The 25047-nt window shown below is 61.5% G+C and carries 28 protein-coding genes; 4 read left to right on the top strand and 24 right to left on the bottom strand.

Annotated elements, in window-relative coordinates:
• Nucleotides 1-7 precede the first annotated feature (7 nt).
• Nucleotides 8-442 carry a type II secretion system protein GspM gene (gene gspM, locus ACIONG_RS19425; protein WP_249412091.1) on the top strand — a complete coding sequence of 145 codons (435 nt, stop codon included), beginning with the start codon at nucleotides 8-10 and terminating at the stop codon, nucleotides 440-442.
• Here the strand turns inward: gspM and ACIONG_RS19420 are convergent.
• Nucleotides 435-1709: an MFS transporter gene (locus tag ACIONG_RS19420; protein WP_103305432.1), complete on the bottom strand. Its 1275-nt coding sequence runs from the start codon at nucleotides 1707-1709 to the stop codon at nucleotides 435-437. The two genes, gspM and ACIONG_RS19420, sit on opposite strands and share 8 nt — an antisense overlap.
• A 118-nt stretch (nucleotides 1710-1827) precedes the next feature.
• Here ACIONG_RS19420 and ACIONG_RS19415 point away from each other — a divergent pair, with 118 nt between their 5' ends.
• Complete coding sequence (locus tag ACIONG_RS19415) at nucleotides 1828-2730, top strand: LysR substrate-binding domain-containing protein (RefSeq protein WP_401302046.1); 903 nt, start codon at nucleotides 1828-1830, stop codon at nucleotides 2728-2730.
• A 104-nt stretch (nucleotides 2731-2834) separates the two neighbouring features.
• On the opposite strand, the gene ACIONG_RS19410 is transcribed toward ACIONG_RS19415, so the two are convergent.
• Complete coding sequence (locus ACIONG_RS19410; RefSeq protein WP_103305430.1) at nucleotides 2835-3272, bottom strand: excinuclease; 438 nt, start codon at nucleotides 3270-3272, stop codon at nucleotides 2835-2837.
• 225 nt (nucleotides 3273-3497) lie between these two features.
• Between ACIONG_RS19410 and ACIONG_RS19405 the strand changes: the two genes are divergently transcribed.
• Nucleotides 3498-3881, top strand: coding sequence for a type II toxin-antitoxin system PemK/MazF family toxin (locus tag ACIONG_RS19405; protein ID WP_213027310.1), 384 nt, complete (start codon nucleotides 3498-3500; stop codon nucleotides 3879-3881).
• A 213-nt stretch (nucleotides 3882-4094) separates the two neighbouring features.
• On the opposite strand, the gene ACIONG_RS19400 is transcribed toward ACIONG_RS19405, so the two are convergent.
• The 21 genes from ACIONG_RS19400 to ACIONG_RS19300 form a co-directional block, all read right to left on the bottom strand.
• Nucleotides 4095-4898 carry a hypothetical protein gene (locus tag ACIONG_RS19400; RefSeq protein ID WP_103305428.1) on the bottom strand — a complete coding sequence of 268 codons (804 nt, stop codon included), beginning with the start codon at nucleotides 4896-4898 and terminating at the stop codon, nucleotides 4095-4097.
• A gap of 25 nt (nucleotides 4899-4923) precedes the next feature.
• Nucleotides 4924-6150, bottom strand: coding sequence for a beta-ketoacyl-ACP synthase (locus tag ACIONG_RS19395; protein WP_401302042.1), 1227 nt, complete (start codon nucleotides 6148-6150; stop codon nucleotides 4924-4926).
• Entirely contained in the window at nucleotides 6150-6878 is a 729-nt protein-coding gene (fabG, locus tag ACIONG_RS19390; protein WP_401302039.1) for a 3-oxoacyl-ACP reductase FabG, read from the bottom strand. Before fabG ends, ACIONG_RS19395 begins: the two co-directional genes overlap by 1 nt.
• Nucleotides 6871-7335 (bottom strand): hotdog family protein, encoded by a 465-nt coding sequence (locus ACIONG_RS19385; protein ID WP_213027313.1) that lies wholly within the window; start codon nucleotides 7333-7335, stop codon nucleotides 6871-6873. The genes fabG and ACIONG_RS19385 overlap by 8 nt, the downstream gene beginning before the upstream one ends.
• The gene (locus tag ACIONG_RS19380; RefSeq protein ID WP_401302036.1) at nucleotides 7332-8528 is read right to left on the bottom strand and encodes a beta-ketoacyl-[acyl-carrier-protein] synthase family protein; all 1197 of its coding nucleotides are present in this window, start codon (nucleotides 8526-8528) and stop codon (nucleotides 7332-7334) included. The genes ACIONG_RS19385 and ACIONG_RS19380 overlap by 4 nt, the downstream gene beginning before the upstream one ends.
• Nucleotides 8525-9133 (bottom strand): hypothetical protein, encoded by a 609-nt coding sequence (locus ACIONG_RS19375; protein WP_401302033.1) that lies wholly within the window; start codon nucleotides 9131-9133, stop codon nucleotides 8525-8527. The genes ACIONG_RS19380 and ACIONG_RS19375 overlap by 4 nt, the downstream gene beginning before the upstream one ends.
• The gene (locus ACIONG_RS19370) at nucleotides 9133-9858 is read right to left on the bottom strand and encodes a class I SAM-dependent methyltransferase (RefSeq protein ID WP_401302030.1); all 726 of its coding nucleotides are present in this window, start codon (nucleotides 9856-9858) and stop codon (nucleotides 9133-9135) included. The genes ACIONG_RS19375 and ACIONG_RS19370 overlap by 1 nt, the downstream gene beginning before the upstream one ends.
• On the bottom strand, nucleotides 9855-11102 hold the full coding sequence (locus ACIONG_RS19365; protein ID WP_401302027.1) for an NAD(P)/FAD-dependent oxidoreductase: 1248 nt from the start codon (nucleotides 11100-11102) through the stop codon (nucleotides 9855-9857). Before ACIONG_RS19365 ends, ACIONG_RS19370 begins: the two co-directional genes overlap by 4 nt.
• Nucleotides 11089-12252 (bottom strand): sodium:proton antiporter, encoded by a 1164-nt coding sequence (locus tag ACIONG_RS19360; protein WP_401302024.1) that lies wholly within the window; start codon nucleotides 12250-12252, stop codon nucleotides 11089-11091. Before ACIONG_RS19360 ends, ACIONG_RS19365 begins: the two co-directional genes overlap by 14 nt.
• Complete coding sequence (locus ACIONG_RS19355) at nucleotides 12249-14588, bottom strand: MMPL family transporter (RefSeq protein ID WP_401302021.1); 2340 nt, start codon at nucleotides 14586-14588, stop codon at nucleotides 12249-12251. Before ACIONG_RS19355 ends, ACIONG_RS19360 begins: the two co-directional genes overlap by 4 nt.
• Nucleotides 14572-15174: an outer membrane lipoprotein carrier protein LolA gene (locus ACIONG_RS19350; RefSeq protein ID WP_401302018.1), complete on the bottom strand. Its 603-nt coding sequence runs from the start codon at nucleotides 15172-15174 to the stop codon at nucleotides 14572-14574. The genes ACIONG_RS19355 and ACIONG_RS19350 overlap by 17 nt, the downstream gene beginning before the upstream one ends.
• Complete coding sequence (locus tag ACIONG_RS19345; protein ID WP_401302015.1) at nucleotides 15171-15596, bottom strand: acyl-CoA thioesterase; 426 nt, start codon at nucleotides 15594-15596, stop codon at nucleotides 15171-15173. Before ACIONG_RS19345 ends, ACIONG_RS19350 begins: the two co-directional genes overlap by 4 nt.
• On the bottom strand, nucleotides 15589-17133 hold the full coding sequence (gene hutH, locus ACIONG_RS19340) for a histidine ammonia-lyase (RefSeq protein ID WP_401302011.1): 1545 nt from the start codon (nucleotides 17131-17133) through the stop codon (nucleotides 15589-15591). The genes ACIONG_RS19345 and hutH overlap by 8 nt, the downstream gene beginning before the upstream one ends.
• Complete coding sequence (locus ACIONG_RS19335) at nucleotides 17114-18061, bottom strand: glycosyl transferase (RefSeq protein WP_401302008.1); 948 nt, start codon at nucleotides 18059-18061, stop codon at nucleotides 17114-17116. Before ACIONG_RS19335 ends, hutH begins: the two co-directional genes overlap by 20 nt.
• The gene (locus ACIONG_RS19330) at nucleotides 18058-18792 is read right to left on the bottom strand and encodes a glycosyltransferase family 2 protein (RefSeq protein WP_401302005.1); all 735 of its coding nucleotides are present in this window, start codon (nucleotides 18790-18792) and stop codon (nucleotides 18058-18060) included. Before ACIONG_RS19330 ends, ACIONG_RS19335 begins: the two co-directional genes overlap by 4 nt.
• Nucleotides 18793-18932: 140 nt before the next feature.
• Nucleotides 18933-20612 (bottom strand): AMP-binding protein, encoded by a 1680-nt coding sequence (locus ACIONG_RS19325; protein WP_401302002.1) that lies wholly within the window; start codon nucleotides 20610-20612, stop codon nucleotides 18933-18935.
• Nucleotides 20609-21154, bottom strand: coding sequence for a hypothetical protein (locus ACIONG_RS19320; RefSeq protein ID WP_103305413.1), 546 nt, complete (start codon nucleotides 21152-21154; stop codon nucleotides 20609-20611). Before ACIONG_RS19320 ends, ACIONG_RS19325 begins: the two co-directional genes overlap by 4 nt.
• Entirely contained in the window at nucleotides 21151-21405 is a 255-nt protein-coding gene (locus ACIONG_RS19315; protein WP_401301998.1) for an acyl carrier protein, read from the bottom strand. The genes ACIONG_RS19320 and ACIONG_RS19315 overlap by 4 nt, the downstream gene beginning before the upstream one ends.
• Before the next feature lie 9 nt (nucleotides 21406-21414).
• Nucleotides 21415-21675 carry a phosphopantetheine-binding protein gene (locus ACIONG_RS19310; protein ID WP_103305412.1) on the bottom strand — a complete coding sequence of 87 codons (261 nt, stop codon included), beginning with the start codon at nucleotides 21673-21675 and terminating at the stop codon, nucleotides 21415-21417.
• Complete coding sequence (locus ACIONG_RS19305) at nucleotides 21656-22465, bottom strand: lysophospholipid acyltransferase family protein (RefSeq protein ID WP_401301995.1); 810 nt, start codon at nucleotides 22463-22465, stop codon at nucleotides 21656-21658. Before ACIONG_RS19305 ends, ACIONG_RS19310 begins: the two co-directional genes overlap by 20 nt.
• Nucleotides 22441-23166: a beta-ketoacyl synthase chain length factor gene (locus ACIONG_RS19300; RefSeq protein WP_213027324.1), complete on the bottom strand. Its 726-nt coding sequence runs from the start codon at nucleotides 23164-23166 to the stop codon at nucleotides 22441-22443. Before ACIONG_RS19300 ends, ACIONG_RS19305 begins: the two co-directional genes overlap by 25 nt.
• A gap of 356 nt (nucleotides 23167-23522) precedes the next feature.
• On the opposite strand from ACIONG_RS19300, the gene ACIONG_RS19295 reads away from it, so the two are divergent.
• Nucleotides 23523-24293: a ParA family protein gene (locus ACIONG_RS19295; RefSeq protein ID WP_401301992.1), complete on the top strand. Its 771-nt coding sequence runs from the start codon at nucleotides 23523-23525 to the stop codon at nucleotides 24291-24293.
• Nucleotides 24294-24420: 127 nt separating this feature from the next.
• Here the strand turns inward: ACIONG_RS19295 and trxC are convergent, their stop codons facing one another.
• Nucleotides 24421-24855, bottom strand: a complete 435-nt coding sequence (trxC, locus tag ACIONG_RS19290) for a thioredoxin TrxC (RefSeq protein ID WP_401301989.1) — start codon at nucleotides 24853-24855, stop codon at nucleotides 24421-24423.
• Nucleotides 24856-25047 lie beyond the last annotated feature (192 nt).

The raw sequence follows: 25047 nt of genomic DNA, 5'->3' as shown, positions 1-25047 counted from the left end.
GTCTGTGATGTTCCTTGAACGATGGCGACGACTGTCAGGTCGTGAGCGCAACCTGATACTTTTTCTGGCGACGGGTTGCCTTGGCGGCGCAATGTTACTGTGGCTCTGGCAACCGAGCGTGCAACGGCTGGAAGCGGCCGAGCGCCTATATCGTCAGCAACAGACTTTTGCGATTCAACTGAACCGCGCTCAGCCACCAAGCGGTGCCGTGTTCGATGCGAGTCAGCCATTGTCATTACGGATCAGCGATAGCCTCGCCACGGCGGGGCTTGACGTTCAGCAAATGGATAGCGACAACGAGCAGATTCGCCTGACCCTCACTGGCCCGCCCGAGCCTTTGCTACTCTGGCTGGACAGGCTTGAGCGTGGCGGTGTGGTATTGCACTCGCTGACGCTTGAGCCGCGCGACAATCTGCTGGAGGCGCGGTTGCTACTCAGATAGTCGTGCCGGTCAGGGGTGGCAGCTTCGCCAGTTTCAGTGCGACCAGCAGCGCGATCAGCAACAACGCGCCGATGAACAAACCGATGCCGTTCCAGCCGCCAAGGTGCCAGAAGACCCCACCCGCCGTCCCGGCGATGCTCGAACCGGCGTAATAGCTGAACAGATACAGCGAGGACGCCTGTCCCTTGGCCTTCAACGCCCGCCGACCGATCCAACTGCTCGCCACCGAATGTGCACCAAAGAAGCCGAAGGTGAAAATCAGCATGCCGACGATGACCAGCAACAGCGGTGTAAACATCGTCAGTGCCAGACCGACGAACATCAGCGCAATGGTCGCCCACAACACCTTGCGCCGCCCCAGTTTGTCCGCCAGTGAGCCGATCTTCGCCGAGCTGTAGATGCCCGACAGGTACACCACCGAGAGCAAACCGACGAACACCTGATCGAGGTTGTACGGCGCGGCCAACAGGCGATAGCCGATGTAGTTGAACAGCGTGACAAACGCACCCATCAACACGAACGCTTCAAGAAACAGCAGCGGCAACCCGGCATCGCGAAAGTGCATGGTGAAGCCGTCGAGCAGGCTGCGCGGGTGCAGCGAGCGCGAGCGGAAGTTGCGCGACTCGGGCAGGATCTTCCAGAACACCGCCGCTGCAATCAACGCCAGACCGCCGATCACCAGCATCGCCGTATGCCAGCTGACAAAGTCGATCAGCACCCCGGTGATCAAACGACCGCTCATCCCGCCAATCGCGTTGCCGCCAATGTACAAACCCATCGCCAGGCCAATGTGCTGCGGGTGAATTTCTTCGCTCAGGTAAGTCATCGCTACCGCCGCAAGACCGCTCAACGACAGCCCGATCAGCGCGCGCATGATCAACACGCCTTCCCAACTCGGCATCATTGCGCTGGCCATGGTGCACAGGGCTGCGGCGAACAGCGCGGTGACCATCACCGGTTTGCGCCCGACCCGATCGGAAATCGGCCCGGTGATCAGCAGGCCGATGGCGAGCATGCCGGTGGCCACCGAGAGGATCAGGCTGCTCTGCGCCGCATTGATCCCGTACTCGTGGGACAGCAGCGGCATCATTGGCTGCACGCAGTACAGCAGCGCAAAAGTCGCAAATCCGCCACTGAACAGCGCCAGCACCGTGCGCATGAACATCGGCGTGCCTTTTTCGATGTAGATCTCTTGCAGTTCGGCGACGACATCGTCGGCCGCTGCAGGCGGGACTTCATGGGCAAGGGGCGCGACAGCTGTTTTCACTTCAGACCTCGGAGGGCACGGCCAGGCAGGCAATGAAAAAATCATATAGCTGGCTAATGTTTCTATCCAATATATTGTTCGACCTGTTTGATAGCTTTAACGACCTAATGGGGTTTCCATGGAATTGCGTCATCTGCGCTACTTCATCGCTGTTGCCGAAGAATTGCACTTTGGCCGCGCCGCCCAGGTGCTGGGGATTTCTCAGCCGCCGCTGAGCCAGCAGATTCAGGCGCTGGAGCAAGAGGTTGGCGCGCGGCTGTTCGAACGGACCAATCGTCGGGTCGAGTTGAGTGAGGCCGGGCGGTTGTTTCTGGAAGAGGCGCGGCTGGTGCTGGCACAGGTCGACAAAGCGGCGGACGTCGCCCGGCGTGCGCAACTCGGTGAGCTCGGGGAATTGAAGATTGGCTTCACCTCATCGGCGCCGTTCAACTCGACCATTCCGCAGGCGATTTTCTCTTTCCGTCAGCGCTTTCCGGCGGTGCACCTGAACTTGCGTGAGATGAGCAGCACCCAAGTGGCCGAGTCACTGGTGGACGAATCAATCGAGGTCGGCATCATGCGTCCGCTGGGTTTGCCGGATTCCTTGAGTGTGGTCGAGTTGATGCGCGAACCTTTGGTGGCGGTACTGAGCGCCAAGCATCCGTTGGCTCAAGGCAGCGAGGATGGCCTGTTTCTTTCGGCGCTGGCGCTGGAGCCGTTTGTGTTCTTCCCGCGCAGTTACGGCAGCGGCCTCTACGCGCAACTGCTCAGCCTGGCCCGCGATGCCGGGTTCAGCCCCCACTTTGCCCAGGAAGCGGGGGAAGCGATGACGATCATTGGTTTGGTGGCGGCGGGGCTGGGCGTTTCGGTGCTACCGGCGTCCTATCAACGCATGCGCATCGACGGTGTGGTGTATCGGCCGCTGCTCGATCCGGAGGCGATTTCAGCGGTGTGGCTGGTGCAGCGCAAGGATCAGAAATCGCCGATGGCCAAGGCGTTTGTCGAACTGCTCACGCGCAAGGTCGAGCCTTCAAAAGCTTGATTGCTGCGCAATCAAATCGCGAGCAGGCTCGCTCCTACAGGGGAGCGCATTCCAAGGTGTGAGCGAGCATGCTCGCGAAGGCGTCAGCTCAATCACCACCACCCTCAGGGCAACCGCACCAGATCCCCCTTCAACGCCACCCGAGTCACAAAAATCCCCGCCCGACACTCGTAAGTATTCAAATCCTTGCGCACATGCCGGTCGTAATAACTGACGATATTGACCACCGCATTCGCCCCGACCCGCTTGGCCTCGGCTTGCAACTTGATCAGGTTCGATTGCAACACCCACTCGCAGGAATCGTGATCACTCTTGTTGAAACCATTGGTCTTCAGGTCGCTGATCACATCGCGCTGCAACAACCGCTGAGTACCCTGCGGCCCATTCCCGGCCAGATAAAACTTCACACTGCCATCCAGCCGCCCGGCGCGAATGGCGTCCGACAGCACGGTTTCGAAGGGCATGTACATCAGATTGGTGGCATGGCTGGCGCTGGGCAGCAGACTGAAGAGCGTGGCGGCGATCAGGGCTTTCACTTGCATGGTCATCTCCTTGACGGTGAAAGAGAGCAGCGAGTGCTCGACTGATGATGGCTCGCCGTTCTGGCAGGCGTTAAGGGGAGTGGCCTGCTTGAGCGAGTGTAGATGTTGCTGGTGAAGGTGTTCGGTGTGAGTGATTTGCAGCCATACATTTCGAGTTACGGAACTGCCGTTGGGGAAATTGCTGCTGTCGGGCAGGATCAGTTTTTTCTTGAATGAGTGTCACGGATGCCACTTCGATACCAGCCTAGGGAGGGCAGCGTTCTGATTTGCGATTTCAGGGGTCATGAAGTACCTGAGATGGTGAAAGTCAGGCCTGTCGTTGTGATACGCAAGCACCGAACGAATAGCTTGCTGGTGACGGTGGTGCCGCTGAGTACCACTGCTCCGGAGCGCTTGCTCGACCATCATCTTGAACTCGCAAGCCACCTTCACGGAGCCAGTCCAACCTGTTGGGCAAAGTGCGATATGGTTGCGACAGTCAGCCTTTCGCGACTTGATCGAATCAAAAGTCGGGATCGTCAAGGCAAGCGCGTTTACCTGATCTCACATCTTGCAACAGACGAGTTCTACGCCATCAAAACTGCAGTCAGACGGGCGTTGGGACTGTAATGGCAGATGCAGTGGCGCATTGAGGCCAAATGCCAGCCGTTGTCCCTCCCTGTTTTTCGGGCAATACTGCCAGCGTTCCCGAAAGGGGCTTGTGAGACTCTGAGGATCCTGGGCAACCAGCCATCGCAGAGCCAGACAGGTAACTGGCGATGACAAGCCAACCTGTTTGTGAAAGGGCGCCGAAAGGCGCCCTTTGTCGTTTCTACAGCTCAATCAATCAACGTGGGCGAGGTCACCACGCAACGCCACGCTCGACACCACCAGTCCCGCACGGCACTGGAATTTTTCGGTGTCTTTGTACAGGTCGCGCTGATCGACGCTGGCGATGTTGATCACGGCGTTGGCGTCGGCTTTTTTCGCGGCGTTCTGCAGGGTCGCGAGGGCCGATTGCAGGGCCCAGAAGCAGGCGTCTTCGTCGGATTTGTTCGAACCGTTGGTTTTGCGGCTGCTGCTGACGGTGTCGAGTTTGCGCACTTGTTTCGGCAGGGTTTCGCCGGCCAGGTAGAACTTCACGCTGCCGTCGAGCAGGCCGGCGTCGGTGGCGCGTTTGACGCCTTCGCGAAAGCTCAGGTAAGTCGGTTCTTCCGCACCCTGTTTGATGATGCCCAGATTGTTCACCGCTTCGATGTCCGGGTTGATCGACAGTTCTTTGAGCACGTTGTCGCGCAGGCGGTTGACCCAGCGGTTGTAGTTGCCGTGAATCTTGCCGTCCTTGGCGTCGAGGCCGTAGCTGCTGCGATAGTCGATTTCGAACGAGGTCGGGGTGAACGGGATATCGACTTCGGCGTGGTGGCGGCCACGTACGGTGATCGCGGCTTTGATCATGCCCGGGCGTACCGACTGCACGACCCATTGGCGGTCGTTCAGCGCGGTGACGATGGCGCGGCTCATCTGTGACTGGGTGAAGCCGAGGTCTGGCGAAAACTCTTCCTTGGCGTTGTACACCGGTTTGCTGGTGCAACCGCCGAGGACGAAGGCCAGGGCCAACAGGGCGGCGATGCGGTGAAACTGAGTCATTCCCTTCACTCCAAACGTATTGCGGTCAGTGCCAGCGGCGGAAAATCAACGAGGTGTTGACGCCACCAAAAGCGAAATTGTTGTTCATCACGTATTCGTGATGCATCTGGCGGAATTCGCCGCGCAGGTAGTCGAGCTTGCCGCAGTGCGGATCGACCTCGTCGAGGTTGAACGTGTGCACGTACAGGTCGCGATTCATCATCTCGATGCTGAACCACGACTCCAGCGCCCCGCACGCCCCGAGCGTGTGGCCGAGAAAACTCTTCTGCGAGCTGATCGGCATGCGCTCACCGAACAAACTGCTGGTCGCCAGTGTTTCGGCAATGTCGCCCTGTTCTGTAGCGGTGCCGTGACCATTTACATAACCGATGGCATCCGCTGTCAGCCCGGCATCTTCCAGGGCCAGCTCCATGGCGCGGCGCATGGTGATCTGTTCCGGGCGCGTGGTGTGCTGGCCGTCGGCGTTGCTGCCGAAACCAACGATCTCGGCATGGATGTGCGCGCCGCGAGCGAGGGCGTGTTCCAGCTCTTCGAGCACCAGCATGCCGCCACCTTCACCGATCACCAGACCGTCGCGGCCCTTGTCGTAGGGGCGTGGGCTGGTTTGCGGTGCGTCGTTTTTCAGACTGGTGGCGTACAGCGCGTCGAAGACCATGGCTTCGGTCGGGCACAGCTCTTCGGCGCCGCCAGCGAGCATCAAGGGCAGGCGGCCGAACTTGATTGCTTCGTAGGCGTAGCCGATGCCCTGACTACCACTGGTGCAGGCGCTGGACGTCGGGATCAGACGCCCGGTGAGGCCGAAGAAGATGCTGATATTGGCCGCCGTGGTGTGCGGCATCATCCGCACATAGGAGTTGGCGTTGAGGCCCTCGGCCACCGAGTTGAGCAGCATGTTGCCGAACGCTTTGATCTCGTCGGTGCTGCCGGTGGACGAACCACAAGCCACGCCCATGCGCCCGTCCTTGATCGACTCATCACCCAGCAAACCGGCGTCGGCCAGCGCCTGTTCCGCCGCGCCGACCGCCAGCCGCGACACCCGGCCCATGCTGCGCAGTTGCTTGCGCGTCCAGTGCGCCGGGACGACAAAGTCATCGATCGGCCCGGCCAGACGGGTGTTGAGTTCGCTGAAGCGGTCCCACTCGTCCATCCGGCGGATGCCGCTGCGGTTGGCCGCGAAGTTGCCGGCGATGGTCTGCCAATCGCTGCCCAGCGAGGTGATGCCGGCCATGCCGGTGACGACGACGCGCTTCATCAGCACAAGCCTCCGTTGACCGCCAGCACCTGGCGGGTGATGTACGAGGCTTCCGCCGACATCAGGAAATTCACCGCACCAGCGACCTCTTCCGGGGTGCCCATGCGCTGCGCGGGGATCATTTTCATCAGTTCTTCCACCGGCACGTTTTCGTCGAGCATCGCCGTGTCGATCAGGCCCGGCGCGACGCAGTTAACCGTGATTTTGCGCTTGCCCAACTCGATCGCCAATGCCTTTGCCGCGCCGATCACGCCAGCCTTCGAGGCGCTGTAGTTGACCTGGCCACGGTTGCCGATCAAACCCGACACCGAGGTGATGCAGACGATCCGACCGGCGGCGCGGCGGCGGATCATCGGCATCATCACCGGGTGCAGAACGTTGTAGAAACCGTCGAGGTTGGTGCGCAGCACCACGTCCCAATCGTCGTCGCTCAACGCTGGAAACGCGCCGTCGCGGGTAAGGCCAGCGTTGAGTACTACGCCGTAATAGGCGCCGTGGGTTTCGACGTCGGCCTCAAGAATGCTTTTGCACGCTTCGCGGTCGGCAACATCGAATTGCAGGACACGTGCGTTGCGGCCCAGTGCTTCGATTTCGGCCTGCACCGCTTGTGCGTCGGCAATGCCGGTGCGGCAATGCACGACGATGTCATGCCCGGCCTGCGCCAGACGCAGGGCGATGGCGCGGCCGATGCCACGGCTGGAGCCGGTGACCAGTACGGATTCAGTCATCGTTCGACTCCTGTGTTTGTTGCAGATATTGGGACGGTTGGGGCGGGCGAAACACGTTCAACCGGGCGCTGACTTCAATGCCCGGCGCGTTGATATGGCATTCGAAAACGCCCATACCGTTGTCGTCTTCCAGCGAGCGGATACCGTGGACAGTCAACTCGCTGCCGGCCGGAAATGCGTCGACGTTGCACTCGAACTTGCGTGTGCCGAGCAGGAAACCCAATTCCACCGGATTGCCTTTCAGGCGTGCGTGGCAACCGGCAAATGCGGCGACACTCTGCGCCATCAACTCGATGCCGACCCACGCCGGCAAACTGCCGTCGGGCAGGTTGAACAGGCCGTCAGGCTTGACCGTGAGGCGGGTGTAAATCTGTTCATCGTCGAAGCTTTCGATCTTGTCGATCAGAATCATGTCGCCGGCGTGGGGCAGCAGGTCGGCGAGCGGCCAGTCGGTCATGGGGCGTCTCCGATAATCAGGCTGACGTTATTGCCGCCGAAGGCAAACGAGTTGCTCATCAGGTAGCGGGGTGCAATGGACGTCAGGCGTTCGTTCGCGGTCACCCACTTCAGCGGCGGCAGGCCGGGATCGGCCTGGCCATCCCAGACGTGCGGCGGCAAGCCGTGTGCCGGGTTGTCAGCGCTCAGGCTCAACCAGCAGAACGCCGCTTCCAGTGCCCCGGCCGCGCCGAGCGTGTGACCAGTCATGGGTTTGGTCGACGAGCAGGCTACGCCGCCCGGGAACAGTGTGGCGACCGCCAGGCTTTCCATGGCGTCGTTGTGCTGGGTCGCGGTGCCGTGCAGGTTCAGATAGTTGATCTGGGGGGCTTGCAGTTGCGCGCGGCTCAAGGCCTTTTGCATCGCTTGCAGGGCGCCGCGACCGCTCGGCTCCGGGGCCGAGATGTGGTGAGCATCGGAACTGGCACCGGCGCCGAGCAGCGCGATGGCCGGGCCGTCGCCACGCTGCTTGCTCATCACGAACAGCACCGCCGCTTCGCCGATGTTGATGCCGTTGCGGTTGGCCGAGAACGGATTGCAGCGCTCGTCGGACACAGCCTCCAGCGACGAGAATCCATTCAGAGTCAGCTTGCACAAACTGTCGACACCGCCACACAACACTGCGTCGCACAGGTCGAGATCAAGCAGACGCTGCGCGCTCATCAAGGCCCGTGCGCTGGAGGTGCACGCGGTGGAAATCACGTAGGCCGGGCCGCTCAATTGCAGCCAGTCGGCGAGGAAGTTGGCCGGCGCGCCGAGTTCCTGCTGCCGGTAGTCGTACTCGGCCGGGAATTGCTGCTCACGGATGTAATGCTCCAAGCCACGGCTGGCCTCGTCGATACCCGAGGTGCTGGTGCCGAGGACCACGCCGATGCGCTCGCGGCCGTAGGTCTGGATCGCCCGATCGATGTCGTCGCGGATCTGCAGCGCGGCTTCCAGCAACAACTGATTGTTGCGGCTGCTCTGGTCGGCCAGGGCTGACGGAATGGGCGTCAACTCACCGTGCACCGCCGCCACCGGCAACTCGCGCCCGGCCACCCAGCCGGATTCGCGGCGCATGCCCGAGCAGTCACCGGCAAACAGGTTCTGCGCGACTTGATGCTTGTCGCGGCCCAGGGCGCAGATCACCCCGAGGGCATTGAGGTAGGCAGTCATGGCTTCGGGTCACCGAGGGGAGAAACCCGATAGTGCGGGCCTTGGGACAGGTTCAATTCGAAGCTCAACGGTTGCGTATAACGGATCGCCCAGCGCGGCGGCAGCGAGCGTTGCCCGGCCTGTTGCTGCGCGGCGGGATAATTGCGCAACAGCTCGCCGGACGGGATCAGGGCGAACAGCAATGCGGCGAACAGCTCACGGGCTTCAGGATTGGGCGGCAACAGACCATCGGCCTGCCAGTGTCCATCGATCAATTGCTGACGGGCTTGAGGAATTCCCAGCGGGTCCATCATCGACCAGCGAATGCCGGGGCCTTCGCGCTGAATCACCAGCAGCCAGTCCTGGCGCTGATCGGCGAGGTTACGTTCAATGTGCAGTTGCAATGGCAGTGGCAAGGTCGGGTTGCTCGCAGGCAGGGGCGCCTGGCTGGCGCAACCACCCAACAGGGCAAACATCACCACCATCAGCCACACCAGAAATCCTGTGGGAGCTGGCTTGCCAGCGATGGGGTCGGCACGTCCAGCATTCACGCTGACTGACACACCGCTATCGCTGGCAAGCCAGCTCCCACAGGTTTTGGGTTGTACAGGTCGAATGCGGTACATCAGACGGCACCTTCAAGCGGCTTGCGCGCGACGACATTGACCAACGTCTCTTCCCGCTGCCCAAACGGCTTCGGCTTGCGCAACCCGAACCGCTCGAGCAAGCCGAAATCCTTCGACCGGCTCCACCACAGATACGGGTACGAGACATTGCGCTCACCAAACTCGAAACCCTGCTCGCGAATCATCTGCAAATACTGCGCAGCGCTCTTCTGCACATGCATCGGATGGCGGAACAACCAGCGAATCACCCACGTATCAATGTATGCCTCGGTGGACTCGGCGAACAGCAGATAGCCGCCCGGTTTGAGCACCCGATAAAACTCGGTGAGGGCTTTCTCTTGCTCGACCAGATGATGAAAGGTCTGGTGACAGAACAGTAGATCGACACTCGCATCCGGCACCTTCAGCGTCGCGCAATCACTGCCAATCAACTCGACGTCCAGACCCTGACGCGCCGCCTCTTCGCCGCTTAACTTCAGGCTGTGCGGATCGGCATCGACGCCGATCAGACGCTGTGGCGCGAAGGTCTGGCGCAGGTAACGGAACGACTTGCCCTGACCACAACCGGCGTCCAGCAACACCGGGTTCGCCGGCAGCGACTCGCTGAACAAGCCACGGAGATCGTTGATCGCCACGCGCAACACGTGGTGCTGCCAGGTGTGGCTGCGTAGGAACCAGAAGCCGAAGCGGGTTTCCTCGACGTAGCTGTCGCTCAGGTAACTCATGGGGCGTCCTTTGCACAAAGTTCGGAAATCATCTTCAAGCGGCGACGCGCTTCGCTGACGAACGGGTTGCGCTCGTCCCAGGCGTAGCCGGCGAGGATCGAGCAGATCATCCGGCGGATTTCCGGCTGGCTGTCTTCATAGAAAATCACGTCCTGAAAGGTCCCGGCGTACCAGCCTTCGACGTAGCAGCGGAAGGTGTTGACGCCGCGCTTCAGCGGCTCGGCGAATTCGCCTTGCCAATCGACCGTTTCACCCTGCAACTGACGGTGCAGCACCGCCGCCGCCATGCTCGCCGAACGCATGGCGATGGTCACGCCGGAAGAGAACACCGGGTCGAGAAACTCCGCCGCATTGCCCAGCAGCGCGAAGCCCGGGCCGTGCAGTGTCTTGACGTTGGCCGCGTACCCGCCGAGGGTGCGTGCCGGGGTATCCCACACGGCCTTGTTCAACACGCCAGCGAGGCTTGGCGTCTCGGCAATAAAACCGCGCAGGCAGGCGTCGAGGTCGGCATCACGACCGTTGAAGTGCTCGGCAGCGGCGACCACGCCGACCGAGCAGCGGCCGTTGCTGAACGGGATCGTCCAGAACCAGATATCGCGATGGTGTGGATGGGTGGTGACGAGGATTTTTTCGCGATCGAACGCCGGGTTGTCGATGTGATCTTCGACATGGGTGAAAACTGCCTGACGCACCGGGAAATTCGACGGCGCTTCCAGGTCGAGCAAGCGCGACAACACGCGGCCGTAGCCGCTGGCATCGAGTACGAAATCCGCCTCGACCCGGTACTCGCTGCCGTCTTCACGGCGCACATCGAGTCGCGGTTTTGCCCGTTCGAAATCGACGCTGACGATGGCATCGCCATAGCGGATCTCGGCGCCTTGCAGCGCCGCTTGATCAGCCAGCAATTTGTCGAAGTCGGCGCGTTGCACCTGGAACGTGGTGGGCTTGCCGTTGGTGAAGGTATCGCCGAAATCAAAGGCACTGTAGCGCTCGCCCCAGGCAAACGCGGCACCGGTTTTACGCTGGAACCCGGCGGCGTTCACCGCTTCAAGCATGCCGGCCTCTTCGACGAAATCCAGGCAATGACTCAGCAGGCTTTCGCCGATGGAAAAGCGTGGGAAGTGCTGGCGCTCGATCACCAGCACGTCGTGGCCCTTGCGCTTGAGCAGCGCAGCGGCAATGGCGCCGGACGGACCGGCACCGATGATCACTACCTGACGACGTTGCATTTCAACGGTTGGCACGTGAACTCCCGGGCGCAATGGCGGTGTGTTTCTGGGGCGCGCGATGCAGGCCGATCAGGGCCGGCAACAGCGTCGCGATCAGGCCCATCAGCATCAGCGCGAAGTACAGCGCCGGGGTGATGAGCTGTTGTTGCAACAGCAAGTTGAGAAAGACGATTTCGCTGAGGCCGCGAATGTTCAACAGCACACTTTCGCGCCAGCGGCTGGCACCTTCGAACGAAGCGCCGGCCCAACCGAGACCGAACCAGTTGCCGAGCAGTTTGCTGGCAATCGGTAACATCAGCAGCGCGGCCCATTGTGCGGGGCCGAGGCTGGCGAGGGCGCTGTGCACGTCAATCTGCACAATGCCAAAGGTGAGGATCAACGGAATCGCAATCCATGTCTGCAAACGGCTCATCCAGCGTGCTGGCAATGGCAGCACCAGCGGCACTTTCAACGCAGCCATGCACAGCAGATAACCGATGCCGAAAATCAGCGCGTTGAGTTTGTAGTGCTCGGCCATCACCAACAGGGCAAAGAAGCCGAAGCTGTAAGTCAGTGGTCGGCGCACACCGAACAGGCGCAGCAGCAACGGCACGCAAGCGAGACCCAGCGGCAGCAACAGACTGCTCAGGTGCAGACTGCCTTGGGCGAGGCCGAACAACGTCCAGCAGGTCAGGTCGATCAGGATCGCGGTCTGTACCAGACGTCGGGTGGCAGCGGGCGGGTAATCGATGTGACGCAGATACAGGTACAGCACCGGAATCGCGGTAATCGCGAACACCAGACCAATGGCCAGCGAGTTGAGCCAGGGTTGCGCCGGCAGCAGCCAATACGCGACCGCGAGACCGCAGGTGAACGGTACGGCGAAACTCGGCACGGCGATTTTCACGCTCTGACGATCCAGTCGCAGGTCGATCACGTCGCTGAGAATATGCCCGAGCAACAGCGCAAAACTCAGACTGTAGAGGTTTTTCAGCCACTCTGGCGCGATCAGTTCCGCGCCGCTGAGCTGCCAGCCCGGCTCGATCCAGAAGTACATCAACAGCGGCAAACCGAAGCTGGCCAACAGCAACTGGCTGACGATCGGAATCAGGCCGAAATGTCGACCGACACGGGTGGCGACGGCGAACAACACCAGGGCCAGCAACCAGAAACCGATGACCATCATGCTGCCGGCTCCGCTACGGGCGCCGCATGCTCATGTCGGCCGGCCCACGGCGCGAGCATGAAACTGAACGCCAGACCGAGGCTGACCGACAGCCCAAAATTGCTCACGGCCGGGGTACTGGAAACAGCCAGCAAACCAAACGACAGCCACGTCGTCACAGCCGCCAGCAAGGTGCCGAGCAGGCTCACCGCCGCACCGCCGACCTGCTCACGCATGAGGATCGCGTAGTCGACGCTGATCGCCGTCACCAGCAGCAGGCCGAACAGACTGAACAGGGTCAGCGGTTGTCCCAGCCAACCGAGACTGGCGAGACTGCACAGCGCTGCCAGCAACGGCAGGGCGACGATGCGCAATGCGCCGCCGAAGCCGAATGGCAGGATCAGCACCAGCACGATCAGCACGCAGGAGGCGAGTTTCAATTCGGCGGCGCTGATCTGCGTCGCGGCGAAAACATTGTTCAGATCGCCGAGCCGATCCACCAGCATCACCCCCGGCAGATCCAGCGCCTGCACCCGCAGCAACGACGGATTATTCAGGCCCTGCAGGCTGGTCATCGCTGCTACGCCGTCCTCGGTCGGGCCGAGCCACAACGTGCGATACGGTTCGCCGAGCGGCCCGGCCAGCGCAGCGTCGATGTCTTCGGTCGGCAGGGTCTGTAACTGTTGCAGCTCGGTTTGCAGCGCAGCGAGGGGCACGCCGAGGTCGAGCAACGGCTGCCAGAACTGCGGCAGTTTGTTCAGTGCGTCGCGTACTTGCTGTTGCTGGCCTGGCGGGCTGACCAGTTGATCCAAGGCGAGATAGCCTTGCAGCTTGTCGAGATTGACCAGTTGTTCCAGACGCTCGCTCAGCGCCGCTTGTCGCTCCAGCAGTTCCTGCTGATTGGCCGCACGCACGAGGAAGAACTGGCTGGTTGGCTGATAGCCGGTGATGCGCGCAATGGTCTGCGCTTCATCGGTCAGACGTTGCGGTGCGCCGACCCATTGGCGGATGTCGTTCTTGCTTTGCAGTTGCACCAGACCGCCGGCGCAGAAGGCGATCAGTAGCGCCAGCAACACCGGGGTACGAACGCGTTCGAGCAGCTTCTCGCGCAGATAGACCATGCGCTCAGCCAGGTGCAACGGCCATTGCGCGGGGCGCAGTTCGACGTTTTTCAGCAGCGCCGGCAGCAAGCACACGGCTGACAGATAGGCACCGAGCAACCCGGCAGCGGAGAACACGGCGATTTGCGTCAGCGCCGGAAACGGCGTCCACGCCAGCGCCAGATAACCGATGGTGCTGGTGAGCAGGCTCAGGGTCAGCCCGGACAGGGTCAGGCGCAAGGCTGGCCAACTGCGCCACGGCTTGAGGCTCCAGCTCTTCGACAGATAGTGCAGCGGGTAATCCACCGCCACGCCGATCAGGCTGGAGCCGAGCACCAGCGTCATCACATGCATGTGGCCGAACAGCGCCACGCACGCAACCGCGCCGAACAACATGCCCACCAGCACCGGCACGAATGCCAGCAGCACGCGCCAGCGGCGGAAGGCGAGCAACAACAGCAACAAAATACCGACCGTCGCGCCGCCCCCGACCCAAGTCATTTCACGGGTCGCTTGCTGCTGACCATTGGCTGCGTAGAGCAGACCGCTGGCGGCCAACAACTGCACGTCTGATTGCGCCGCTTGCTCACGGCTGTGTTGCAGCAGGGCGGCGACTTGCAGCGGCAGGTTCATGTCGAACGCGTTGCCCGTGGTGCGCGCCCGCAGCAGCACCCAGCTCTTGCCGTCAGCGTCGGCGACCAATGCGCCGCTGCCGATATCCAGTTGCACCGCGCCGTGTTTCGGCTGGCTGTTCTGGATACGCCCGGTCAGGCCCAGCCAGTCATCCTGGCTCGGCACCAGGCTGAAACCGGTAAAAGGGTCGAACAGTGCCTGCACCCGTTGTTGAATAAGCGCATCGGGGTGCTCGGTGAGAAGTTGCCGGTCATCCGCCGAAAGCATCGCCAGCCGTCCTTGCAGCAACTGCGTGCGCAGTGCGGGCAAGTCCGCTTGCAGGTTCCACTGGACTTTTTCGAACAGCCCGCTGGCCTGCCATTGCTCGCCCAGGGTCTGCGCCATGGCGACCGCTTGCTGGCGATCGGCATGGCCGACCAGCACCAGCATTTCCCGGTTGAGCGGTTCCTGCATGCGTTGTTCGGCGCGCAGTTCGAGGGCGTCAGGATGGGTACCGGGCACCAGTTCCATCAGGTTCGCCGACAACGGCGCACCGTCGCGCCATTGCCAGCCGGCCAGCGCGACAACCGCCAGCAGCAGGATCAGGAACAGCCAGGGCAGCCTGCGTTCACTCGGCAAAGTCATGTTGCTCCGTGTCGCTCAGCGGTTGGCCGGCGGTGCTGTTCTGCATGCGCAGCACCGTACTGTCGCCCTGGGTTTCCAGCAGTTCAATGGTTTGCACCAAAGCGCTGCCGTCGATGTTGATCTGGTTGAACACTTGCTTGAGCAGCAATGAGCGTGGAGTCAGGGTCAGTTTCCACTGTTGCGCGTCACCGCTCAGGGCCAGTTCGAAATCCCGTTGCAGGCCGCTGCTGTCACCTTGCAATACGGCGAGGAACAAACGGTTCTGCTCCGCTCCAGCACTCTTGTTCGGCAACAGTTGCCAGCCATCGCCGTCACGCCGGGCGATGCCTTTGGCAGTGATGCGGTAATCCTGTTGCAGCGGGGTTTTCAGCAGCCAGAGCAGGCCGTGATTTTTCGCGAGGACGAAACTGCCCTTGCTGATCAGCGGCTCGGGCAGGGCGCGCAGGTGTTTTTCCTGAATGAACTGGCCGTGGATCACGTCCGGTTTGGCCAGTTGCTCGCTGAGTTGTTGCAGATCGAAGGCGTTGGCCAGTGTCGATATGGCCAACAGCGCCAGCGCGCCAAGACTTCTGGAAATCAGGTTCATCGCAGCATCCTTTCCACGGCCTCGGTGAAGATTTTTGGCGAGGCCAGTTGCATCTCGCGACTGCTGACTTCGACCGCCACTTGCACCGAGCTGGCGCGGGTCAGGCGTTCGCCGGTTTGCGCGTCCGTGATCAAGTAGTTGATCTTCAGTCGGTTTTCCCACTCCACCAGACTGGCGCGCACGTTCAGACGCTGGCCGAACACCGCGCCGCGCACGTAGCGCAGTTGCAGATCGATCACTGGCCAGGCGTAACCCGAGTCGACCATCTGGTTGTAGTTGTGGCCGATCTTGTCGAGCAACGCGCAGCGCGCCACTTCGAGATATTTGACGTAATGGCCGTGCCAGACGACGTGCATGGTGTCGACGTCGAAAAACGGCACGAGGATTTCCGTGTCGGCGTGAATCACTCCGGCGCTACGCATGCAGCCTCCAGTGTTGCGCGGCGATGCGTTGCAGGCACAGGCGCAGTTCGCCTTCCAGCGCGCGGTCCTCGATGACCGGCGGGAAGTCCTTGGTCAGCGCTTCGTGCATCGCCGCCAGCGCTGGCGGTAGTGGTCGGGCATCGTCGGCCTGACCCCGCAGCCAGACGCCTTGGTTGGCGGCGAGCAGGGTGGCGGCGGCGACCTGTTCGGTCAGTTCCAGCACACGGATTGCGTCGCGGGCGGCGATGGTGCCCATGCTCACCTTGTCTTGATTGTGGCACTCGGTGGAGCGTGAGAAGACGCTGGCCGGCATGGTGTTTTTCAGTGCTTCGGCGGTCCACGCACTGGTGCCGATCTGCACAGCCTTGAAGCCGTGGTTGAGCATTGCGCGATCCGCCGGAGCGCCGGACAGGTTGCTTGGCAGGCCATGGTTGTAGCGCTCGTCCACCAGCAAGGCGAGCTGACGGTCGAGCAGGTCGGCGACGTTGGCCACCAGATTTTTCAGGCTGTCCATGGCGAAGGCGATGTGGCCGCCGTAGAAGTGGCCGCCGTGCAACACACGCTCGGCTTCGGCGTCGATGATCGGGTTGTCGTTGGCGCTGTTGAGTTCGGTTTCGATGAACGAGCGCAGCCAGTTCAGACTGTCGGCCAGCACGCCGAGCACATGCGGTGCGCACCGCAGCGAGTAGCGATCCTGCAAACGATGCAGCGGTGCGGTCGGTGCGTCGATCGCCAGATCCTTGCGCAGCCACGCGGCGACTCGCATCTGCCCCGGGTGCGGCTTGGCGGCGAACAGGCGTTCGTCGAAGTGCTCCGGATTGCCTTGCAGTGCGACCACGTTGAGCGCGGTGATGCGCGTGGCCAGTTGCAGCAGATAATCGGCGCGGGCGTAGGCGAGGCAGGCGAGGCCAGTCATCACCGCGGTGCCGTTCATCAATGCCAGCGCTTCTTTCGGGCGCAGCACCAATGGCGTCCAGCCGAGTTCGCGGTGCACGTCGGCGGACTGGCGGCGTTCGCCACGGAACATCACTTCACGTTCACCGGACAGAGTCGCGGCGACGTAGGACAGTGGCGTCAGATCACCGCTGGCGCCCACCGAACCTTCTTCGGGAATCAACGGCAGGATGTCGTATTCGAGAAACGCGTGCAGACGCTCCAGCAGTTCCACGCGCACGCCCGACACGCCGTGGCACAACGACTGCAAACGCGCCGCCAGCACAGCGCGAGTAGCTTGTGCATCGAGCAGTTTGCCGAGGCCGCAACCGTGAAAGGTGTAGAGATGACGCGGCAATGCCTCGACGTGATGCAGCGGCACCGCGACCACGCAGGAGTCGCCGTAACCGGTGGTCACGCCGTAGATCACGCCTTCCTTGTCCAGCAGCGAGTCGAGGAACCGCGCACCCTTGGCAATGCGTTCGCGGTAAGCCGCATCGCTTTGCAACTGCACGGGCGCCTGACGGTTGGCCAGGGCCAGCACGTCTTCGATGCGCAAAGGGCGTTCGCCGAAGGTTACCGGCTCATGGGTTGGCGTCGTCATCGGTCTTCCAGAAAGGGTAAAAGTTGAACCATTGCTGCGGGGCTTCGAGGCAATAGTGACTCAGGCGCTGCGCATAGCGGGTGGCCCACTGATGAATGACCTGCTCGCGCTCGCGGCGTGTCCACGTCACGGCATCGGCGAAGGGCTCGAGGGTCAGGCGATAGTGGCCGTCGGGTTGTTTCAGGCACATCAGCAGATTGACCGGGCATTTCAGCAGGCCGGCCAGCAGCCAAGGGCCTTGCGGGAACGGCGCCGGGTGGCCGAGAAAGTCGACGGTCACGCTGCGTCCCCCGTGCAGCGGCACGCGGTCACCGGCAATCGCCAGCCACTCTCCGCGCTCCAGGCGTTCGTGCAGTTGCAGCATGATCACCGGGTCCAGTTCGCTGACCTGAATCAGGCGCAGATTGGTCGCTCCGGCCTCGCCCAGCAGTCGATTGAACTGCTCGGCGTGCTTGGTGTGCACCAGCACATTCATGGTGACCTTCTCGCCGATCTCCGCCAGTGCCCGGCACACTTCGAGATTGCCCAGATGTGCGCCAACCAGCAGTTGCCCACGGCTGCCACGCAACTGATTGCGCAGCAGGGCCGGGTCGATGATTTCAATCTGTTCGATGCGGATGTTGCCGTTCCACACGTCGAGCTTGTCGAGCATCGAATCGGCGAACGCCATGAACTGGCGGAATACCCGCCAATGACTCGGGCGCAAGTCTGCACGGTTACTCCACTCGGCCAGCCGTTGCTGGTATTGCCAGGCACTGCGTCGAGCGGTGCGGCCGAACAGGAAAAAGTACAGGACGATACCGTACAGCAACGGGCTTAGCAGCCGCCGGCCAAAAACCTTGGCAGCGAACGCAGTGAATTTCATCAACAGGAAACTGCCGCGCTCTTCGCGGTCGGCCCAATGCTTTTTGTCGGCCTCGACAGTCATGGGCGCCACCGCCGCCAGAGGATCACCGGCAAACGCAGTAACATGCCGAAGAACAGGCGCGTGTGCATGCTGGAAATCAGTACGTTGTCGTGGAACAACCGGAAGTGCGAGACGCCATCGAGCGGGTAATGCACGCTGGTTTGCAGCCAGCGCATCGGCTGATTGCGCCAGGCCAGACGCACAAGAATGTCCGAGTCGAAATCCATGCGTTTGCCAACCTTGGCCGAGTCGATCACGGCCAGCGTCGGCGCCAGCGGATAGACACGAAAGCCGCACATCGAATCGCGGATCTGCAACGACAGCGTGTTGATCCAGACCATTACGTGGGTCAGATAGCGCGCGTACAAACGGCCCTTGGGCACGCTTTCATCGAACAGCGGATAACCGCAGATCATCGCTTCAGGGTGTGCTTGCGATTCTTCGACGAAACGGGCGACGTCGTGCAGGTCGTGCTGACCGTCGGCGTCGACCTGCAAGGCATGGCTGAAACCCAGTCGCGAAGCTTCGCGCAGACCGGTCATCACCGCGCCGCCCTTGCCCTGATTGACGGTGAGGCGGACCAGATAGACGTTGTCGCGCTCGGCCAAAACATCCAGCACTTTCGCGCAGGATGGCGTGCTGGCGTCGTCCACCAGAATGCACGGCAGATGTTGCGCGAGCAGAGCATCGACCACCGTGCCGATGGCGGTTTCGTGGTTATAGACCGGGATTACTGCGCAGGGGTTATGCATGGATTTTCCCCAGGATCACACAAGCTTTGTGGCGAGGGAGCTTGCTCCCGCTCGAGTGCGCAGCGCTCGCCTTCGGTATTGTGCCGAATAATTTTGGGGCTGCTTCGCAACCCAGCGGGAGCAAGCTCCCTCGCCACAGGTTATGCATCGCCAGTCCCCAGAAGGATTCGGCCGCTGGAGCAGGTCGCGGTGTCGTTGCGGTAGGCGAAATACAGCTTGCTGCGCTCGGGATCGAAGCGCAGGTGCAACTGGACTTCATCGCCGGGGCGCACCAGTTGCTGGAACTTCAGCACTTCCATGCCGGCAAACGGGCCGCTCAGCTTCAGTAGTTGCCGACCGAGGTTCAGCGCCCATTCAACCTGGACCACGCCGGGCAACACCGGGGCTTTGGGGAAGTGGCCGCTGAAGTAGGTCAGGTCCGGCGGCACGCTCAGTTGCAGGCTCCATTCGCCGTCGGTTTCGATTTGCTCCAGCACTTCGGGGGCTTTCGGCCGTGGTGCGACAAGCAGTGCTTCGACGTCGGCCTGAGGCAGTTTGCCCTGGCTGTTCAACGGCATTTGTCGCAGCAGACGCCAGCGACGGGGCAGGGCGAGGGCTTCGCAATGTTCGCGTAGATGCTGACGAAGGGTTTCGGTCAGGCTGCGGCGGCCGTGTTCGCGCAAGGCAAACAGGCCCGTTTCGCTGAGCACCAGCAATGCGCCGAGGGAGGCACGGTTTTCCTGGACCACGCCCAGTCGTGCTTCGGCGACCCAGTCATGGGTGACCAGCGCTTGTTCGAGCATCGGCAGGGAAATTCGTTTCTCTTCGAGTTTGACAATCCGGTCCAGCCGTCCGAGCAGTTCGAAACGACCATCGGCGGCGATGCGCGCAGCGTCGGCGGTGTGTTCGACATGGCCCGTCGGCAGATACGGTGAGGCGATCAACAGCGCGCCGTCGTTGTCCTGACTCAGTTCGACACCGGCGAATGGCTGCCACAGGGTTTCACCCTGCCGCCAGGCGATGCCGCCGGTTTCCGAGCTGCCGAGGATTTCCGTCGGCCACTGTTGCAGGCGTTGTTGCAGGCTCTGCGCCGCGTCGGCTGGCAGTGCGCCGCCCGAGGAGAACACTCGCCGCACGGCGCTGAGGGCCGGCCAGTCGAGGTTGTCGCCCATGCGCTTGAGCAGCGCCGGGCTCGCGACCCAGGCGAAGGCCGAATGCTCGCGGCTGGCGCGCTGCATGTCCTCGGAGAAGGCCAGTTGCTTGCGCACGAATGCTCGCCCGGCACACAGCGGCCACAACACGCGAAAAAGTAAACCGTAGATATGTTGAGTGGCGACGCTGCCGATGATGCATGCCTCACCGAGATCCGCGCCCCACAATTGCTCCAATGCCTCGACCTCGTTGGCCAGTTGGCGCAGAGTCTTGTCGATACGCTTGGGTTCACCACTGGAGCCGGAGGTGCACAGGCTCAAACGGCACTTGTCGAGATCCAGTTCGGCGCCGGGCAATGGCGCCTGCTGAAAGTCAGTCAAACAGCTGTCACCTGGTAGATCGGTCAGCCATAGATCGACTTCGCCCGACCAACGCTGGCGGGTTTGTGCTTGCAGATCCGAAGGCAGCAACACGCTGACGCCTGCGCGCCACGCGCCGAGTAGAGCGATGGCCAGGTCGGCGGCATCTTCCAGATGCAACGCCAGACGTCGCACACCCTGGGCTTGCAGGCCGGCGGCAACAGACAGTGCCTGTTCGCACAACTGCGCGTGATCGAGAGCCGGCGCGTGGCTGATTGCCCGCGCGGGCAAGACCTTGAGCAACAACTGCTCAAGTTTTATCCAGTTCATGTACGGCCTCTTACCCGTTGTCGTATCAGCCATTCAATGGCAAACATCAGGCCGATCAATCCGTAGGAAATCAGGCCGGTGTACAACATCCACCAATTCAGCGGCGCCCATAGTGTCAGCAGGGCGGCGCACAAACCGTTGCAGAAGAAAAACACGCTCCAGGCCACCGTGACCTTGCGGGTGTAGACAATCGCGTTGGCCGGTAACTGCGGTTCACGCAGCCGGGCCAGACGCTCGACCATTGGCGGGCCGTATTTCAGGCTGAGGCTGAACAGCACGAGCATGAAGCCGCTGATCAATACCGGATACCAACGCAGCAACAGCGGGCTGTCGAACACTGCCAACAACAGGCAGAAGCCGATGGCCACGCAGGCCATCCACAGGCTGCCGGGTTTGCGTTCACCGGTCAGGGCCCGTGCCAGCCACAGGCTGCCCAGCAGCAGGCCGAACTGCCACGGCGCAAAGTGTTCCATGCCGAAATACACCGCAAAGGGGTACAGCAGACCGGCCAGCAGCAGGCCGAGGCCGATCAGACGGCTCATGCGGCCGGTTGAACCAGACGGTAGACCGCCTCGACCACGTCACCGACGGTGCGCACCGATTTGAATTCTTCGGCGGCGATTTTCTTGCCGGTCTGGCGCTTGATGTGATCGATCAGATCGACCGCGTCGATGCTGTCGATTTCCAGATCCTGATACAGGTTTGATTCCAGACTGATGCGCGCAGGCTCCAGTTCGAACAGCTCGACCAGGGCATCACGCAGGGTGTTGAAAATGTCGTCACGAGTTTGCATGGTCCGGTCTCAAGCTGCCTGTTTTGCCGTGACGAACGCCGCAAGGCTGGCCACGTTGGTGAAATGGTTGCGGGTGTCTTTGGCATCGGCGTCGATCTTGATGCCGTACTTTTTCTGGATCGCCAGACCCAGTTCCAGCGCATCGACGGAATCCAGGCCCAGGCCTTCACCGAACAGCGTCTGGTCGTCGCCGATGTCGTCGACGCTGATGTCTTCGAGGCCGAGGGCGTCGATGATCAGGCCTTTTATTTCACGGTGCAGATCGCTCATCTTCGGCGAGCTCCTTAATAAAGTAAGAGTGCAAATAATCGTTGAGCTTGCGCGAGGCTTGCGGAGCTGGCCCTTGCGCGGCAAATGTCTGTGGGTCTATATCGGCGCCGACCCGAAAACTGAAGTGCACGCGGCGGCTGGGGATCCGATACCACGGCTCGGCTTTGGTCAGCGTGGTCGGGCTGACCTTGATGATCACCGGCGTGAGGATTTTCGCACCTCGCAGGGCAATCGCTGCGGCCCCCCGATGAAAGGCCGGTGCCTGCCCCGGCTGAGTACGCGTGCCTTCGGGGAAAATGATCAGGGTCTGGCCGTTTTGCAGCGACTCGGCGGCGGCATCGAGCATGTCCATGCTGCCGTCGTTGCTGATGTATTCGGTGCTGCGCAGCGGGCCACGGGTGAAGGGGTTTTCCCACAGGCTTTTCTTCACTACGCAATTGGCGTTGCGCACCAGGCCGATCAGAAACACCACGTCGATCAGCGAGGGGTGGTTGGCGATGATCATCTGCCCTGGACGACCGAGGCGTTCGGCGCCCTGAATGTCGTAGGTAAGCACGCCGGTGCGGGCCATGAAACGCACGAAAAACCAGAACAGCCGACTGACCGTTTGCCGAGCGCGCTGGCGGTGTCTGATGGCATCGCCCGGCAGGCAGCCGAGCAGCGGGAAAACCACTAATCGCAGGCACAGCCCGCCGAGCCCGAACAGAGCGAAGCTTGCAGCGGTGGCCAGCAGACGCCAGTAGTAGGCGTCGCGGTGCTTCGCGATCACGGGCTGCGTTGCCAGGTCCATACACGATTTTTCCAGGCATGTTGGCAAAGGGTTTGCTGGCCGAGCAGGGTGCGCAGCAGATTGAGCGCGTGGGGCCAGTGCGCTTTTGACAGTGCTTCGGTGGTGCTGTTCAAGGTCAGCCGCCAGTCGGTACCGGGGGTCAGCAGCAGACCCAGCGCATAAGGAAACGGCACGTCGTCGATCCACTTCGAATAGGCTTCGGGCGGTTGTTCCTCGGTGATGATCAGCAGTACCGCCGCAGCGCCCTCATTGAGCAGGGCGGCGGCTTCGAGCATGCCGTGTTCGAGGCCGTCGCCGGCCGCAGCGAGGGCGGTCATTTCGGCGGTTTCGCCGCGCATGATCGACCACAGGCCAATGATTGCGTTGTGCACCGAGAGGCTGAACTGGGTTGGCGACAGTGGTTCGTCCCTGGCCAGATCGCTGAGGATGTCGTAGGTGCGCGGGGTCTCGCCGTGCCGCGAGACAAACACCAGCGGCAGGTTTTCCCGTCCGTCGGCCAGTGGCCAGCCCACACTGAACGCCATCCGGGCCAGTCGGCTGAGGCGACGGCGTTGCATGGCCGGCAAAAACGACACATCGGGCGCGGCATCACTGCTCTGGAGCACGACCGGCTGTCGGCTCCAGGCCTGCCAGGCGTCCACGCTGTCGAGCCCCGGGGCCCACGCGCGCCATTGGGCGATGTTGAAGTTGATCACGGACATTTATCCCGCCCCTGCGGGCTTGTAGTGACGCATTGAGTCGCCAAAACCGCGGCGGGCCTGACGTGGCGCTTGGCGCCGGGTGGCGCGCATTATCCCGGTGCGACGAGTGTGTAGCAAATGCTGGTTACATTTTGTGCAACGAAATGTACCGACTGGTTCGCGGCAGAACTGTCACTTGGCCATTATCCAGATTGCGAGCGGCTTGTCTGTCGGGAATCTCGGCGATTCATGACGGTTTTTACTCGGTCTCCACGGGGATATTTGCACCTGACCCTGTAGTCCGTGTCCGTGAAGGTAGCGAAGCGAGGTCGCGCGCATCTACACTCGGTCATTCTTTGATACACGGAGGTTTGGTCATGCGGCGCGTGGTGTTCAATCAGAAAGGTGGCGTAGGCAAATCCAGCATTGCCTGCAATCTGGCGGCGGTCAGCGCGAGCGAGGGTTATCGCACGCTGTTGGTGGACCTCGATGCCCAGGCCAACTCCACTCAATATCTGACCGGGCTTACCGGCGATGACATACCGATGGGCATTGCCGACTTTTTCAAGCAGACCCTGTCTTCCGGGCCGTTTTCGAAGAAAAACCAGGCCGATATCTACGAAACTCCGTTCGATAACCTCCACATCATCACCGCCACCGCCGAACTCGCTGACTTGCAGCCCAAACTTGAGGCCAAGCACAAGATCAACAAGCTGCGTAAGTTGCTCGATGAGCTCGATGGCGAATACGACCGTATTTACCTCGATACGCCGCCAGCCTTGAATTTTTACGCGGTATCGGCGCTGATTGCTGCCGATCGTGTGCTGATCCCCTTCGACTGCGACAGCTTTTCCCGTCAGGCCTTGTATGGCTTGATGGCCGAAATCGAAGAATTGAAAGAAGACCACAACGAAGGCCTGGAAGTCGAAGGCATCGTGGTCAACCAGTTCCAGGCACGGGCCAGTCTGCCGCAGCAGATTCTTGATGAGTTGATTGCCGAGGGTTTACCGGTGTTGCCGGTGTATCTGACCAGCTCGGTGCGCATGCGTGAGTCGCATCAGGCCAGCATTCCGCTGATCCACCTTGACCCACGGCACAAGCTGACCCAGCAGTTCGTCGAACTGCACAATTTGCTCGAAGATCACTGATCCCACGAGTAATCCACAATCCCTGTGGGAGCTGGCTTGCCAGCGATAGGGGCGGCAAATCAAGTTTCTATAGTGACTGATCCACCGTCATCGCTGGCGAGCCAGCTCCCACAGGTTTTTTGGTGTATCAGATACCCTGGCTGCGCAGCCACGCCATCAGTTGCGGCAGCGGAAACGCGCCGCTCTGCCGCGCCACTTCCCGGCCGTTCTTGAACAGAATCAAACTCGGAATCGAGCGAATCCCCAACTGCGCCGACAACTGCTGATTCGCCTCACTATCGAGCTTGGCCAGTCGGCACTTGCCCGCCAACTGCGCAGCCGCCTGCTCGAACACCGGTGCAAACGACTTGCACGGCCCGCACCAGTCCGCCCACACATCCACCAATAGCGGCAGATCGCCCTTGATCTGGCTGGCGTAATCGCCTTGCTTGAGTTCGAACGGCTTGTTCAGCAGCACTACGGATTTGCAGCGGCCGCATTTTGGTTGGTCAGCAAGGCGCTCGGCGGGAATGCGATTGAGGCCGTTGCAGGAAGGGCAGGGGATAAGCACTGGGTCAGTCATGAGCGTGGTCCGGTGAAGAGCTGATATCCCTTAGTTGGAGACGTTTGCTCATATTTTCAATCGTGCGGAGTTCGGCGGTGTTCCTAGGCTGAAGCACGCCGAGCAGGTCCGTTGGTCTGCTTGGAAGTATCGCAACTTGCGATAATCCTGATCTGTGATTAACTCCCCATAGCAAAATGCGATAAGGATGTT

The sequence above is a fragment of the Pseudomonas sp. NPDC087817 genome (assembly GCF_044742875.1).
Taxonomy (GTDB): domain Bacteria; phylum Pseudomonadota; class Gammaproteobacteria; order Pseudomonadales; family Pseudomonadaceae; genus Aquipseudomonas.
This window is presented reverse-complemented; position numbering and strand designations above follow the sequence as displayed.